Raw genomic sequence first — 13895 nt, forward strand, 5'->3', positions numbered from 1 at the left:
GCGCCCGCCGCTTCCAAGACATCCCAGGAGACTTTTGCATGAGTGCCCAAGACGCCTTCATCTGCGACGCCGTTCGCACCCCCTTCGGCCGCTACGGCGGCGCGCTGTCCTCGGTGCGGGCCGACGACCTGGGCGCCGTGCCGCTGCGGGCGCTGATGGCCCGCAACCCCAAGGTCGACTGGGCGCAGATCACCGACGTGCTGTACGGCTGCGCCAATCAGGCCGGCGAGGACAACCGCAACGTGGCCCGCATGAGTGCGCTGCTGGCGGGCCTGCCGCTGGAGGTGCCGGGCGCCACCATCAACCGGTTGTGCGGCTCGGGCCTGGACGCACTGGGCAGCGCCGCCCGCGCCATCAAGTCGGGCGAAGCCGGGCTGATGATTGCCGGCGGCGTCGAAAGCATGAGCCGCGCGCCCTTCGTGATGCCCAAGGCCGAGAGCGCCTTCTCGCGCGCCAATGCGGTGTACGACACCACCATCGGCTGGCGCTTCATCAACAAGCTGATGAAGGAGCAGTACGGCGTCGATTCGATGCCCGAGACCGCCGAGAACGTGGCCACCGACTACAAGATCGAGCGCGAGGCGCAGGACCGCATGGCCCTGGCCAGCCAGCTCAAGGCCGTGGCCGCACAGAAGAGCGGCTTCTTCGACGCCGAGATCGTGCCCGTCACCATCCCGCAGAAAAAGGGCGACGCGGTGGTGGTGAGCAAGGACGAGCACCCGCGTGAAACCTCGCTGGAAGCGCTGGCCAAGCTGCGTGGCGTGGTGCGCCCCGACGGCACGGTGACCGCGGGCAATGCCTCCGGCGTGAACGACGGCGCCGCCGCCCTGCTGCTGGCCACCGAGGCAGCCGCCGTTCGCTACGGCCTGAAGCCTCGCGCCCGCGTGGTGGGCATGGCCACGGCCGGCGTGCCGCCGCGCATCATGGGCATGGGCCCGGCGCCGGCCACCCGCAAGGTGCTGGCCCTCACCGGGCTGACGCTCGAGCAGATCGACGTCATCGAGCTGAATGAGGCGTTCGCCGCGCAAGGCCTGGCGGTGCTGCGCGACCTGGGCCTGCAGGACGACGACCCGCGTGTGAACCCCAACGGCGGCGCGATCGCGCTGGGCCACCCGCTGGGCGCCAGCGGCGCCCGCCTGGCCGCCACCGCGGTGAACCAGTTGCACAAGAGCGGCGGCCGCTACGCGCTGTGCACCATGTGCATTGGCGTCGGCCAGGGCATCGCCGTGATCTTGGAACGGGTGTAAGACCGCCCATCCTGTTCGCAGCCGGCCCGCGGGGTCGGCTTTTTTTCGTCTTCAACGTCCGCGACCTGGTTCGCCGGACTCCTGTTTGTGCGCATGCCGCCCAACCCTGAGTCCAACCCCCTGGCGATGCCGGAATGGCCTGCCTACATTGCGACCATTCCTGATGGCGACCAACCTCGCGGGCGAATATCGCACAAGAGAGTTTCATGAGCGACGACGACTTCCACACCGACGATTCAGCCGCCTGGCGCCCTGCGCCGCGGCCGGAGGCGTCGCCCGGACCCGCGGCGCGTGACCTGGTCGCCGGACTGGAAAAAGGCCTGCAGGTCATCGAGGCCTTCGACCAGGACCGCCCGCGCCTGACCATCGCCGAAGTGGCCCAGCGCACCGGCCTCACCCGCGCCGCGGCGCGCCGCTACCTCATCACGCTGGCCCACCTGGGCTTCGTCAGCCAGGACCGCCGGCTGTTCGCCCTCACGCCCAAGGTGCTGCGGCTGGCCCAGAGCTACATGCATTCGGCGCGGCTGCCGCGCATCGTGCAGCCCGAACTGCACAAGCTGGCCTATGCGATGAAAGAAGCGTCGTCGGCCGGCACGCTGGACGGCGACGACGTGATCTGCATCGCCGCCACCAGCGCGGGGCGCGTCATCTCGGCCACGCTGCAGCCCGGCACCCGCGTGCCGGCGCACTGCACCTCCAACGGCCGCGTGCTGCTGGCCGCGCTGCCGCAGGCCGAGGTGGACGCCTGGATCGCCCGCCAGAGCCTGCGCGCCTACACCCCCCACACCGTGACCCTGCCCGACCGGCTGCGCATCGAGATCGCGCATGCGCGGGCCCAGGGTTATGCGTGCGTGGACCAGGAACTGGAACTCGGCCTGCGCACCATCGCCGTGCCACTGAAGAACTACCGCGGCGACACCGTCGCGGCGCTGAACTTCAGCGTGCATGCGCAGCGCATGACCATGGACCAGCTGGTCGAGCACTGCCTGCCGCCGCTCAAGCAGTCGCAGGCCACGCTGCGGCAGCTGCTGTAGCGCCTTTCATCACCCTTCGCGACGAAAGCCCGTCCCATGCCCACCACCCGCACCCAGGTTGCCATCATCGGCGCCGGCCCCTCCGGTCTTCTGCTCGGCGCCCTGCTCGCCCGCAAAGGCGTGGACGCCGTGATCATCGAGCAGCGCAGCGCCGACTATGTGCTCGGCCGCATCCGCGCCGGTGTGCTGGAACAGGTGACGGTGGACCTGCTGGACGAGGCCGGCGTGAGCGAACGCCTGCATGCCGAAGGCCTGCCCCACGACGGCGTGAACCTGTCCTTCGGCAGCGAGATGCACCGCATCGACCTCAAGGCGCTGACGAACAAGCACGTGGTGGTGTACGGCCAGACCGAAGTCACCCGCGACCTGATGGACGCCCGCGCCGCCGCCGGCCTGACCACCGTGTACGAGGCCCAGGACGTGGCGGTGCACGGCTTCGATGGCAGCCAGCCCAGCGTCACCTACACCGTGAACGGCGAGGCGCACACGCTGCAGTGCGACTTCATTGCCGGCTGCGACGGCTACCACGGCGTGTGCCGCGCCAGCGTGCCGGCCGATGCGGTGCAGACGCACGAGAAGGTCTACCCCTTCGGCTGGCTGGGCGTGCTGGCCGACGTGCCGCCGGTGGCGCATGAGCTGATCTACGCCCACAGCGAACGCGGCTTCGCGCTGTGCAGCATGCGGTCAGAGACCCGCAGCCGCTACTACGTGCAGTGCTCGCTGGACGACCAGGCCTCGCGCTGGAGCGACGACGACTTCTGGAACGAGCTCAAGCGCCGGCTGCCGGCCGACGTGGCCGCCAACCTGGTCACCGGCCCGTCGATCGAAAAGAGCATCGCGCCGCTGCGCAGCTTCGTGGCCGAGCCGATGCGCTTCGGCCGGCTGTTCCTGGCCGGCGATGCGGCGCACATCGTGCCGCCCACCGGTGCCAAGGGCCTGAACCTGGCCGCCGGCGACGTGGGTCTGCTGGCGCGAGCGCTGGAAGAGCACTACCGCGGCAGCAACCGCGGCATCGACACCTATTCACAGCGCTGCCTGCAGCGGGTGTGGAAGGCCGAGCGCTTTTCGTGGTGGTTCACCTCGCTGATGCACCACTTCCCCGAGACGGGCAGCTTCGGCCAGCGCATGCAGCAGGCCGAGCTGGCCTACCTGGTGTCCAGCGACGCCGCGCGCACGGTGGTGGCCGAGAACTACGTGGGCCTGCCGCTGGTGATGTAAGGTCGGCGCCCCAAGACAACCACGCGACGGAGCGCGATCCCATGATCCTCGAACACGCCGACATCACCATCCCGCCGGGCCAGCAGGCCGCCTTCGATGAGGCCATCGTGCGCGGCATCACCACGGTGATCAGCCAGGCCCAGGGCTTTCGGGGCTGGCGGGTGCAGCGCGGCGTCGAGTCGCCCGAGCGCTACGTGCTGACGATCTACTGGAACACGCTGGAAGACCACACCGTGGCCTTCCGCCAGGGCCCGCTGTTTGCGCAGTGGCGCGCCATCGTCGGCCCGTTCTTCGCCAAGCCGCCGGTGGTGGAGCACTTCACGCTGGTGGGCGAGGCGCCGCTGGCGCCTTGAAGGCCGGCCCGCCGGGCCGACCGACTCAGTCCAGCCGGGCCGCCCCAAGGGACTGAGATCCCCCTTGGGGGGACGCGAGCGCAGCGAGCTCGGGGGCGAACCTCTCAGGCGGTTTGGGCGCCGCTACCGCCGCTGGCACGCTGGGCCGCGGCGGCCGCCACGGCCTGCGTCACTTCCTTGCGGTAGCGGTTCAGCTCCTGCACGCTGGCAAAGCTGCGCTCCAGCAGCAGGCTGAGGTTGTGCAGGATGCGGTCGCCGACCTTGCTTTCCCACACCGCGTCGAACTGGATCTGCTTGTCCAGCCAGGCTTCCAGCCAGCCCGGATCGGGCAGGCGGCTTTGCACCGTGTCGCGCGGGAACAGCTTTTCGTTCACGTGCAGGTTGGTCGGGTGCAGCGCCTGCGCGGTACGGCGGGCGCTGGCCATCAGCACGCCCACCTTGGCGAAGGCGGCACGCGCCTCGTCGCCGAACTTGTTCAGCGCGCGCTTCATGTAGCGCAGGTAGGCGCCGCCGTGGCGGGCCTCGTCACGGGCCAGGGTTTCGTAGATCTTGCGGATCACCGGCTCGGTGTGCCATTCGGCGGCACGGCGGTACCAGTGGTTCAGGCGCACCTCGCCGCAGAAGTGCAGCATCAGCGTTTCCAGCGCGGGCGCGGGATCGAACTCGAAGCGCACCTCGTGCAGCTCCTGCTCGGTGGGCACCAGGTCGGGCCGGAAGCGGCGCAGGTACTCCATCAGCACCAGCGAATGCTTCTGCTCTTCGAAGAACCACACGCTCATGAACGCGGAGAAGTCGCTGTCGTCGCGGTTGTCGCGCAGGAACATCTCGGTGGCCGGCAGCGCCGCCCACTCAGTGATGGCGTTCATCTTGATGGTCTGCGCCTGCTCCTCGGTCAGCAGGTCGGGTTGAAACTGGTCCCACGGGATGTCCGTGTCCATGTTCCAGCGGACGGCTTCCAGTTGCTTGAAGAGTTCAGGGTAGAGCATCGCGGTTCCTAGGCAGCCCCCGATTCTATTCGGGGGCCAAGGCCTCGTCCCGCCAAGCTTTTAGCGCCGGTAACACAGCGTCCAGGGAGGTGAAGGCCGGCACGCCCGGCGTGCGCCGACGCCCGGTGGCCATGGCGGCGCCGCCGGCCCATACCTGCACCGGCGCCGGCAGCGCGTCGCGCAGCTGCTGCAGGCCGCGCTGCACCTGCGCCGGCTTCTGGCAACCAGTGAAGCTGAGCGCCACGATGTCGATGCCGAAGGCCTGCGCCGCGGCCACCACATCGGGCACGGGCGTCTGCACGCCCAGCGACACGCAGCGGCAGCCCTCCATCGCCAGCAGGCACTCCACCATCAGCAGCCCCAGACCGTGCGGCTCGCCGGGCAGGGTGGTGAGCAGCACCGACGGCCGGTCCTGCTGGCGGTAGGGCTGCAGCCGGCCCAGCGCCTGGCGCAGCAGCACCGTCACCAGCTCGGTGAAGGCATGCTCCTCGAACACGGCCAGCTCGCCGCGCATCCAGGCATCGCCCACCCGCGTATTCATGGGCACCAACCACTCCACGACGAAACGCGCCAGGCCCAGACGGGTCAGTGCCTCCGACATCCCATGCCGCACGCCTTCCAGATCATGCTGACGCAGCTGCTGGTAGCAGGCGTCCATCGCCAAGCTGGCCGGCGCCGCGGCATGGGCCGGCGGCTGCGCGGGCGCCGGCCGCGCGGTGCCGACCTCGCCCAGCATCTGCAGCAGCGCCGGGCGCGGCAAGGCCACCACCCGGCCGGGCCGGTGACCCGCGTCCAGCAGGCGCTTGATGGCCCGCAGCCGCTCCAGCTGCTCATGCGGGTAGGCTCGCTCACCCGTGGACTCGCGGTGGGGAGTGGGAAAGCCATAGCGGCGCTCCCACATCCGCAGCGTTTCCTTGCTGAGGCCCGTGTCTCGTTCCACCGCTGCGATCGACCATATCGGCATCGGGGGCTCTTGCATTGTCGGGTCGCCGCTCATTTGTATTAGACAAACTCTGGTCCGTTGCGCATGATAGGTGCGTATGCAGCCACTTTGCAGTCTTTGTTCAGGACAAACATGAAAACCGGCTCAATCCCACGCTGCCTCGTCGGTGCGCTGCTGCTGGCCGGCCTGTCGGTTGCCCAGGCGGCGCCGGCGGCCTGCCCGGCCCTGCTGGACCACACCCTGCCGCGCTTGCAGGATGAAAAGCCGGTGAACCTGTGTGGCTACGCTGGTCAGGTAGTGGTGGTGGTCAACACTGCCAGCTACTGCGGCTTCACGCCCCAGTACAAGTCGCTCGAAGCACTGTACGACCGCTACAAGTCGCGCGGCTTGGTGGTGCTGGGCTTCCCCAGCAACGATTTCGGCTCGCAGGAGCCTGGCAGCAACGCCGAAGTGGCCGCTTTTTGCGAGAACACCTTCGGCGTCAAGTTTCCGATGTTCGCCAAGTCCACCGTCAAGGGCTCGGCCGGCGTCAACCCGCTGTACCAGCAGCTGGCGCAGATCAGCGGCAAGACGCCGGGCTGGAACTTCCACAAGTACGTGATCGGGCGCGACGGCCGTTTTGCGTTCAGCGCCGGCAGCACCACCGACCCGATGGGCAAGGGCTTCGTCGCCGACGTGGAACGCCTGCTGGCGCAGCCGGAGCCCGCCAAATGAGTGCGGCCCGCCGGCGCATGGACGCACGATCGCAAAGCTTTGTTTCTGTGGCACCCACCGCGGAACTTCGCGGTCCGGAGGCCCTCTCAAGGGGCAGATGCACTGCTGAGCAGGCATCTGAACGGTTTAGTCTGCGGCGTGGCCTTCCTGTTGAACAGGCTGCAATCCTGAAGCGTCTCTCCTCCTCCTCCCTCCCTCCCTCCTTCGCTTCGGGGCGCCACGCAGCAGCTTTTGTACACGGACAGGCGCACGGCGCCTGTCCGTCGCGCTGACCCATGCGGCGCGTCGCCGTCATCGGCTCGGGCATCGCCGGCCTGTCCGCCGCCCGCACCATCGCCCCGCATGCCGCGGTCACGCTGTTCGAATCGGGCAGCTGGTTCGGCGGCCATGCCCACACCGTGGACGTGACGCTGGACGGCATCACCCACGGCGTGGACACCGGCTTCCTGGTGTTCAACCTGCGCACTTATCCCGGTCTGATCGCGCTGTTCGATGAACTCGACGTCGCCACGGCACCGTCGGAGATGTCGTTCTCGGTGCAGGCGCCCAGCCAGTCGCTGGTGTGGAGCGGCACCAACCTCGACAGCGTGTTCGCCCAGCGCAGCAACCTGCTGCGGCCGCGCTTCTGGGGCATGCTGGCCGACATCCTGCGCTTCAACCGCGTGTGCACCGGCATCGCGCTGCGCAATGCAGATGCCGAGCTGGCCGAACCCCTCGGCGTCTTCCTGCAGCGCCAGCGCTTCGGCGAGATGTTCCGCGACGGCTACCTGCTGCCGATGATCGGCAGCATCTGGTCGTGCCCGACGGACCAGATGCTGCAGTTCCCGGTGGGCACGCTGATCCGCTTCTGCCACAACCACGGCCTGCTGCAAACCACCAACCAGCCGCCCTGGCGCACGGTGCGCGGCGGCTCGCGCGAGTACGTGCGCCGGCTGGTGCTGGAGATTCCCGACGCGCGGCTGAACACCCCGGTGCTGGGCGTGCAGCGCCTGCCGCCGGGCGACGGCCGCGCCGGCGTGCTGGTGACCACGGCGCAGGGCGTGGAACGCTTCGACGACGTGGTGATGGCCTCGCACAGCGACACCAGCCTGGCGCTGCTGCAGGACGCCACCGCCGACGAACGGGCGGTGCTGGGCGCGATCCGTTACCACGACAATCTGGCGGTGCTGCATACCGACGCCTCCGTACTGCCCCCCATCCGCCGCGCCTGGGCCGCGTGGAACTACGAACGCGCGCCGCAAGCCGCCACCGAAGAAGCGGCGGTGTGCCTGCACTACCTGATCAACCGGCTGCAGCCGCTGCCGTGGCAGACGCCGGTCGTCGTCTCGTTGAACCCGGTGCGCCCGATCGACCCGGCCCAGGTTCTGGGCGAGTGGTCGTATGCCCACCCGGTGTTCGACCAGGCCGCGGTGCAGGCGCAGCGGCGCCTGCCCGAGATCCAGGGCCGGCATGCGGTGTGGTTCTGCGGCGCGTGGACGCGCTACGGCTTCCATGAGGATGGACTGATGTCCGGCCTGGCGGCGGCTGACAGCTGGCTCGTCCAGCACGGCCACAGCCCCAGCCGCGTGGCCGCGTGAACGGCCCCGCCGTCCAGCTCGGCATCGGCACCGTGCGCCACCAGCGCACGCGGCCGCAGCCGCATGGCTTTGCCTACGGCACCTACTTCGTGCTGCTGCCGATGCGCCATTGGCGCGCCCACCCGGGCGGGCCGCTGCCACGCAACCGCTTCGGCCTGGTGAGCTTCGACGACCGCGACCATGGCGACGGGCGCGAAGACAGCCTGGCCTGGGTCGAATCGGTGCTGGCCGAAGCAGGCATCACCGACGCCAGCGGCGAGGTCTGGCTGCACTGCTTCCCCAGGGTGCTGGGCCACACCTTCAAGCCCGTGAGCTTCTGGTACTGCCACCGGGCCGACGACTCGCTGGCGGCCATCGTGGTGGAGGTGAACAACACTTTCGGCGAACGCCACTGCTACCTGCTGGCCGGCGACGACCTGGCCTGGGGTCGGGAACTGCGCGCGCGCAAGGTGTTCCACGTCTCGCCCTTCTGCCGCACCGAAGGTGACTACCGCTTCCGCTTCCTGCGCACGCCGCAGCGGCTGCAGGACGGCCGGCTGCGTCCAGCGCGCACGGTGGTGCGTATCGAGCACCATGATGCCGAGGGCCTGCTGATTGCTACCAGCGTGGCGGGTGAGCTGGCGACGGCCACCGCCCCTCGTCTGCGTGCGGCCTTCTTCGGCCAGCCGCTGATGACGCTGGGCGTGGTGGCCCGCATCCACTGGCAGGCCTGGAAACTGTGGCGCAAGCGCGTGCCCTTCTTCCGCAAGCCGACTCCGCCCCAACAGTTCGTGACCCGATAGCCCCCATGACGACCAGCACCACCACCCTGACCCCGCCGCTGGCCCTGCCCAGCGGGGCACCGGCGGCCGCCCGGGCCGTGTTCAAGCTGCTGCGCCGCCTGCGCCACGGCACCTTGCAGGTGCAGTGGCCGGACGGCACGCACACCCAGTTCGGTGAGCCGGCCACGGCGGGCCAGGTGCCGCGCGCGCTGCTGCGGCTCAACAACTGGCAGCCTTGTGCCGCCACGCTGCGCTCGGGCGACATCGGCTTTGCCGAGACCTACATCGCCGGCGACTGGGACACGCCCGACCTGCCGGCGCTGCTGAAGCTGCTGCTCGTCAACCGCGAGCAGATCGAGTCGGTGGTGTATGGCACCTGGTGGGGCGCGCTGGCCTACCGGCTGAAGCACCTGCTCAACCGTAACTCGCGGCGCGGCAGCCGCCGCAACATCCACGCGCACTACGACCTGGGCAATCCGTTCTACCGCGAGTGGCTGGACGAGACGATGAACTACTCCAGTGCCTGGTTCGAGGGCGACACCCAGCGTCCGCTGGCCGATGCGCAGCGGGCCAAGGTGCGGCGCGCCATCCGCGAATGCGGCCTGCGCCCGGGCGAGCGGCTGCTGGAAATCGGCTGCGGCTGGGGTGCGGTGGCCGAGAGCGCGGCCGTGGAGTTTGGCGCCCGCGTCACCGGCGTCACGCTGTCCACCGAACAGCTGGCACACGCGCAGGCGCGCATGGCCCGCGCCGGTGCCGCCGAGCGCTGTGACCTGCGGCTGCAGGATTACCGCGACATCGACGACGGCCCCTACGACGCCGTGGTCTCTATCGAGATGTTCGAGGCCGTGGGCCGCGAGTACTGGCCCACCTTCTTCCAGACGCTGCGCCGGCAGCTCAAGACCGGCGGCAAGGCCTGCATCCAGAGCATCACCATCCGCGAAGACCTGTTCGAGCGCTACGTCAAGAGCACCGACTTCATCCAGCAGTACGTGTTCCCGGGCGGGCTGCTGCCCAGCCCCGCGCGCTTCCGTGAACAGGCCGAAGCCGCCGGGCTGGCGGTGGTGGACGAGCTGGACTTCGGCCCCGACTATGCCGAGACGCTGGCGCGCTGGCGCACCGCCTTCCTGTCGCGCGAAGGCCCGATCCGCCAGCTGGGCTACGACGCGCCCTTCATCCGGCTGTGGACCTTCTACCTGGCCTATTGCGAAGCGGCCTTTGCCACCGGCAACACCAGCGTCATGCAGTTCACGCTGGAAAAGCGCTGAGGCGCAAGCACCCGCTTAGCGCAACCAGCCCTTGCGCTTGAAGTACAGGAAGGGCGCGGCCACCGAGGCCGCCATCAGCACCAGCGCGAACGGGTAGCCCCAGGGCTGGCGCAGCTCGGGCATGTGCTCGAAGTTCATGCCGTACACGCTGGCGATCAGCGTGGGCGGCAGCAGCGCCACGCTGGCCACCGAGAAGATCTTGATGATCTTGTTCTGGTTGATGTTGATGAAGCCGACGGTGGCGTCCATCAGGAAGTTGATCTTGTCGAAGAGGAAGGCCGTGTGCGAGTCGAGCGAGTCGATGTCGCGCAGGATCTGCCGCGCCTCCTCGAACTGCTCGGCATTGAGCATGCGGCTGCGCATCATGAAGCTCACCGCGCGGCGGGTATCCATCACGTTGCGGCGGATGCGGCCGTTCAGGTCTTCTTCCTTTGCCACCGCGGCCAGCACCTCGCCGGCGGCGCGGTCGTCGACCTCCTGCTTCAGCACGCGGGCACTGACCTTCTCCAGCGCGTCGTAGATCCCTTCCAGCGCATCGGCGCTGTACTCGGCGTCGGCGTCGTAGAGCTTGAGCAGCACGTCCTTGGCGTCCTCGATCAGCGCCGGCGTGCGGCGGGCGCGCAGCCGCAGGAGGCGGAACACCGGCAGGTCTTCGGCGTGCACCGAAAACAGCACGTTGTCCTTGAGGATGAAGGCCACGCGCACGTTGCGCGGGGTGACGTCGTCGTCGATCAGGAAGTCCGAGCGGATGTGCAGTTCGCCGTTGTCTTCTTCGTAGAAACGGGCCGACTCTTCCAGGTCGTCATCCACCGCGTCTTCGGGGATGGTCAGGCCGAAGCGGCTGGCGATCCAGCCCTTCTCCTGCGGCGTGGGTGCGTCCAGATCGACCCAGACCGGTCGCAGGTCGGCCAGCGCCTCGGCGCTCTCGATCTCTTCCTGGAACAGCCGCCCATTGGCGAGCCTGAAGACATTCAGCATGCGGTACTCCGGCGCTCTGGGGCGCCCTTCGGGGTGCAAGGGTTCGTCAGCGTCCGCCCTGCCCCGGCATGCCGGCGCGGGCGGTCACCTAGGGTGACTCTGGTCCACGGATCTCTCCAACGGTAAGCCTTCGATTATGCCCACGAGAAATGGCGTCGCGGGGCACTCGCCGCGATGCGCTGCGGGCCTTTTCCGGCAGGGCCATGAGGCTCGTCACACAGCGTTTCGCTAAGCCGTTTTCATCGGCTTGTCATGCCGCGGTTTAGGGGGCACACTGTTTTCGACCGCCCCCGCCAACACCTGCTTTTTCCCCTTCCGTTCCCCGACACGATCCCTTCCCTGGATCCTTCGTCTTTCCCCCCAACCCTTCCCCCCAAGGAGGACCTGATGAACCTGACGATCAGCGGACACCACCTCGAAGTCACCCCTGCACTTCGCGAGTACGTGCTCACCAAGCTGGACCGGGTGACACGCCACTTCGACCAGGTGGTCGACATCAACGTGCTGCTGAAGGTGGAAAAGATCCGGGAAAAGGAACGACGCCAGATGGCCGAGATCACGGTGCACGTCAAGGGCCGCGACATCTTCGTGGAACAGAGCGACGAAGACATGTACGCCGCGATCGACCAGCTGGTCGACAAGCTGGACCGCCAGGTGTGCCGCCACAAGGACAAGGTGCAGGACCACCACCATGCCTCGGCCAAGCGCCTGAGCGCCAGTGTGTAAGCGCCTGAACCTTCACTAACACGAGCGGCCGCCAGCGGCCGCTTTTTCATTGGCAGACACCATGCCGCAGCGCAGCAAATCCGCAACACCTGCAGTGGGGGTAGCCTCAAGCCATGGCGGGCTTGAGGGCGGTTTCTATAATCACCTCCCTCTTTGCCACCGTTCCTGCGGTTGTCGCTGCCGCCGCAACGTCAGGGAACTCACATGAACCGTCTCGCCGCCATCCTGCCCGCCAGCAACGTGCTGGTGAACGTGGAAGCCACCAGCAAGAAGCGTGCGTTCGAACAGGCTGGCCTGCTGTTCGAAAATCAGCACGCCATTGCGCGGGCCACGGTCAGCGACAACCTGTTCGCGCGAGAACGACTGGGCTCCACCGGCCTGGGTCATGGCGTGGCCATTCCCCATGGCCGCATCAAGGGTTTGAAGAACCCGCTGGCCGCGGTCATCCGCGTGCAGCAGCCCATCCCGTTCGACGCGCCCGATGACGAGCCGGTCAGCCTGCTGATCTTCCTGCTGGTGCCGGAAGCCGCCACGCAGCGCCACCTCGAGATCCTGTCCGAGATCGCCGAGCTGCTGTCCGACCGCGAGCTGCGTGAGCGCCTGAAGACCGAGCCCGACGCGGCCGGCCTGCACAAGCTGATCGCCGACTGGGCGCCGCTGAAGTCGGTCGCCTGACGCAGGGGCCGTGAAGCCCTCGTCCATCAGCGCGGAAGCGCTGTTCGAAGAACATCGGGAAGCCCTGCGCTGGGAGTGGGTGGCAGGCCATGCCCACCCCGAGCGCCGCTTCGACGACGCCGCGGTGCGCGACGCCCGCTCGGCCGCCGACCTGGTGGGCTACCTGAACTACATCCACCCCTACCGGGTGCAGATCGTCGGCCGCCGCGAAGTGGCTTACTTGAGCCAGAGCGCCGACGAGACGCTGGAGCGGCGCATCTCGCGCATCGTGACGCTGGAGCCGCCGGTGCTGATCGTGGCTGATGATCAGGTGCCGCCCGACCGGCTGACCGCGATGTGCGATCGCGCCGAGATCCCCCTCTTCGTCACCGCCGAATCGGCCGGCCACGTGATCGACGTGGTGCGTGGCTACCTGGCGCAGCTGTTCGCCGAGCGCACCACCCGCCATGGGGTGTTCATGGACATCCTGGGCCTGGGCGTGCTGCTGACCGGCGAGTCGGGCCTGGGCAAGAGCGAACTGGGCCTGGAGCTGATTTCGCATGGCCACGGCCTGGTGGCCGACGACGCGGTGGATCTTTACCGGGTTTCACAAACGGCCATCGAAGGCCGCTGCCCGGAGCTGCTGATCAACCTGCTGGAAGTGCGCGGCATCGGCCTGCTGGACATCAAGGCCATCTTCGGCGAGACGGCGGTGCGCCGGAAGATGCGGCTCAAGCTCATCGTGCACCTGGTGCGCAAGGAAACGATGGAGCGCGAGTTCGAGCGCCTGCCCTACGAGCCCATGTACGAAGAGATCCTGGGCGTGCCGGTGCGCAAGGTGATCATCGCGGTGGACGCCGGCCGCAACCTGGCGGTGCTGGTGGAAGCCGCGGTGCGCAACACCATCCTGCAGCTGCGCGGCATCGACACGTACCAGGAGTTCATCCAACGCCACCAGAAGGCGATGGACAACGGCGGAGAGGGCTAAGTCGGCCGGTGCGGGCACTGCGGCTTCACGCAGGCCGCGTACAGCGCCAATGAGTGGTCGTGCAGCTCGAAGCCGCGCGACTGCGCCACCGAGCGCTGGCGCTTCTCGATCTCGGCGTCGAAGAACTCCTCCACCCGGCCGCAGGTGAGGCACACCAGGTGGTCGTGGTGCTGGCCTTCGTTCAGCTCGAACACCGACTTGCCGGATTCGAAGTGGCTGCGCGACAGCAGGCCGGCCTGCTCGAACTGCATCAGCACCCGGTACACCGTGGCCAGGCCGATGTCCGCGCCCTCGGCCAGCAAGGCCTTGAACACGTCCTCGGCCGTCATGTGGCGTTGGTCGGCCCGCTGGAACACTTCCAGGATCTTGATGCGCGGGAGCGTCGCCTTGAGGCCGCTGCTCTTGAGTTCGTCTACGTGGTTCATGGCCGACCCCTGCAAATGGGGACCTT

At 68.3% G+C, this 13895-nt stretch carries 15 protein-coding genes; 11 read left to right on the top strand and 4 right to left on the bottom strand.

Annotated elements, in window-relative coordinates:
- The first annotated feature begins 38 nt into the window (after positions 1-38).
- The 4 genes from pcaF to MW290_RS29720 all read left to right on the top strand — a co-directional run bounded on the left by pcaF (position 39) and on the right by MW290_RS29720 (position 3852).
- Complete coding sequence (gene pcaF / locus MW290_RS29705) at positions 39-1247, top strand: 3-oxoadipyl-CoA thiolase (protein ID WP_250197945.1); 1209 nt, start codon at positions 39-41, stop codon at positions 1245-1247.
- A gap of 206 nt (positions 1248-1453) precedes the next feature.
- Positions 1454-2281 carry an IclR family transcriptional regulator domain-containing protein gene (locus MW290_RS29710; protein WP_250197946.1) on the top strand — a complete coding sequence of 276 codons (828 nt, stop codon included), beginning with the start codon at positions 1454-1456 and terminating at the stop codon, positions 2279-2281.
- A 36-nt stretch (positions 2282-2317) separates the two neighbouring features.
- Positions 2318-3499, top strand: a complete 1182-nt coding sequence (gene pobA, locus MW290_RS29715) for a 4-hydroxybenzoate 3-monooxygenase (RefSeq protein ID WP_250197947.1) — start codon at positions 2318-2320, stop codon at positions 3497-3499.
- 41 nt (positions 3500-3540) lie between these two features.
- Complete coding sequence (locus MW290_RS29720; protein WP_250197948.1) at positions 3541-3852, top strand: antibiotic biosynthesis monooxygenase family protein; 312 nt, start codon at positions 3541-3543, stop codon at positions 3850-3852.
- Between the two features lie 104 nt (positions 3853-3956).
- On the opposite strand, the gene MW290_RS29725 is transcribed toward MW290_RS29720, so the two are convergent.
- Together MW290_RS29725 and MW290_RS29730 are read right to left on the bottom strand one after the other, a co-directional pair.
- Positions 3957-4838, bottom strand: a complete 882-nt coding sequence (locus MW290_RS29725; protein ID WP_250197949.1) for a ferritin family protein — start codon at positions 4836-4838, stop codon at positions 3957-3959.
- Positions 4839-4863: 25 nt separating this feature from the next.
- On the bottom strand, positions 4864-5802 hold the full coding sequence (locus MW290_RS29730) for a MerR family transcriptional regulator (RefSeq protein WP_250197950.1): 939 nt from the start codon (positions 5800-5802) through the stop codon (positions 4864-4866).
- Between the two features lie 111 nt (positions 5803-5913).
- On the opposite strand from MW290_RS29730, the gene MW290_RS29735 reads away from it, so the two are divergent.
- From MW290_RS29735 to MW290_RS29750, 4 genes are all read left to right on the top strand, one after another.
- Entirely contained in the window at positions 5914-6495 is a 582-nt protein-coding gene (locus tag MW290_RS29735) for a glutathione peroxidase (protein WP_250197951.1), read from the top strand.
- Positions 6496-6770: 275 nt separating this feature from the next.
- Positions 6771-8072, top strand: a complete 1302-nt coding sequence (locus tag MW290_RS29740) for an NAD(P)/FAD-dependent oxidoreductase (protein WP_250197952.1) — start codon at positions 6771-6773, stop codon at positions 8070-8072.
- Positions 8069-8854 (top strand): DUF1365 domain-containing protein, encoded by a 786-nt coding sequence (locus tag MW290_RS29745; protein ID WP_250197953.1) that lies wholly within the window; start codon positions 8069-8071, stop codon positions 8852-8854. Before MW290_RS29740 ends, MW290_RS29745 begins: the two co-directional genes overlap by 4 nt.
- A 5-nt stretch (positions 8855-8859) precedes the next feature.
- Entirely contained in the window at positions 8860-10098 is a 1239-nt protein-coding gene (locus MW290_RS29750; protein ID WP_250197954.1) for an SAM-dependent methyltransferase, read from the top strand.
- A 15-nt stretch (positions 10099-10113) separates the two neighbouring features.
- On the opposite strand, the gene corA is transcribed toward MW290_RS29750, so the two are convergent.
- On the bottom strand, positions 10114-11076 hold the full coding sequence (gene corA, locus MW290_RS29755) for a magnesium/cobalt transporter CorA (protein WP_250197955.1): 963 nt from the start codon (positions 11074-11076) through the stop codon (positions 10114-10116).
- Positions 11077-11463: 387 nt separating this feature from the next.
- On the opposite strand from corA, the gene hpf reads away from it, so the two are divergent.
- From hpf to hprK, 3 genes are all read left to right on the top strand, one after another.
- On the top strand, positions 11464-11802 hold the full coding sequence (hpf, locus tag MW290_RS29760; RefSeq protein ID WP_250197956.1) for a ribosome hibernation-promoting factor, HPF/YfiA family: 339 nt from the start codon (positions 11464-11466) through the stop codon (positions 11800-11802).
- A 204-nt stretch (positions 11803-12006) separates the two neighbouring features.
- Positions 12007-12477, top strand: a complete 471-nt coding sequence (locus MW290_RS29765) for a PTS sugar transporter subunit IIA (protein WP_250197957.1) — start codon at positions 12007-12009, stop codon at positions 12475-12477.
- Positions 12478-12487: 10 nt separating this feature from the next.
- Positions 12488-13444 (top strand): HPr(Ser) kinase/phosphatase, encoded by a 957-nt coding sequence (hprK, locus tag MW290_RS29770; RefSeq protein WP_250197958.1) that lies wholly within the window; start codon positions 12488-12490, stop codon positions 13442-13444.
- Here the strand turns inward: hprK and fur are convergent.
- Positions 13441-13869 (bottom strand): ferric iron uptake transcriptional regulator, encoded by a 429-nt coding sequence (fur, locus tag MW290_RS29775; RefSeq protein ID WP_250197959.1) that lies wholly within the window; start codon positions 13867-13869, stop codon positions 13441-13443. The genes hprK and fur overlap by 4 nt on opposite strands.
- Positions 13870-13895: the final 26 nt, after the last annotated feature.

The organism is Aquincola tertiaricarbonis (genome assembly GCF_023573145.1).
Lineage (GTDB): Bacteria > Pseudomonadota > Gammaproteobacteria > Burkholderiales > Burkholderiaceae_C > Aquincola > Aquincola tertiaricarbonis_B.

Excerpts from the sequence above, each read along its gene's own strand:
- pcaF (WP_250197945.1), top strand. The coding sequence starts at position 39 with ATGAGTGCCCAAGACGCCTTCATCTGCGACGCCGTTCGCACCCCCTTC.
- hpf (WP_250197956.1), top strand. The coding sequence starts at position 11,464 with ATGAACCTGACGATCAGCGGACACCACCTCGAAGTCACCCCTGCACTT.
- pobA (WP_250197947.1), top strand. The coding sequence starts at position 2,318 with ATGCCCACCACCCGCACCCAGGTTGCCATCATCGGCGCCGGCCCCTCC.
- MW290_RS29750 (WP_250197954.1), top strand. The coding sequence starts at position 8,860 with ATGACGACCAGCACCACCACCCTGACCCCGCCGCTGGCCCTGCCCAGC.
- MW290_RS29765 (WP_250197957.1), top strand. The coding sequence starts at position 12,007 with ATGAACCGTCTCGCCGCCATCCTGCCCGCCAGCAACGTGCTGGTGAAC.
- MW290_RS29710 (WP_250197946.1), top strand. The coding sequence starts at position 1,454 with ATGAGCGACGACGACTTCCACACCGACGATTCAGCCGCCTGGCGCCCT.
- MW290_RS29725 (WP_250197949.1), bottom strand. The coding sequence starts at position 4,838 with ATGCTCTACCCTGAACTCTTCAAGCAACTGGAAGCCGTCCGCTGGAAC.
- corA (WP_250197955.1), bottom strand. The coding sequence starts at position 11,076 with ATGCTGAATGTCTTCAGGCTCGCCAATGGGCGGCTGTTCCAGGAAGAG.
- MW290_RS29735 (WP_250197951.1), top strand. The coding sequence starts at position 5,914 with ATGAAAACCGGCTCAATCCCACGCTGCCTCGTCGGTGCGCTGCTGCTG.
- MW290_RS29720 (WP_250197948.1), top strand. The coding sequence starts at position 3,541 with ATGATCCTCGAACACGCCGACATCACCATCCCGCCGGGCCAGCAGGCC.
- MW290_RS29730 (WP_250197950.1), bottom strand. The coding sequence starts at position 5,802 with ATGCCGATATGGTCGATCGCAGCGGTGGAACGAGACACGGGCCTCAGC.
- MW290_RS29740 (WP_250197952.1), top strand. The coding sequence starts at position 6,771 with ATGCGGCGCGTCGCCGTCATCGGCTCGGGCATCGCCGGCCTGTCCGCC.
- fur (WP_250197959.1), bottom strand. The coding sequence starts at position 13,869 with ATGAACCACGTAGACGAACTCAAGAGCAGCGGCCTCAAGGCGACGCTC.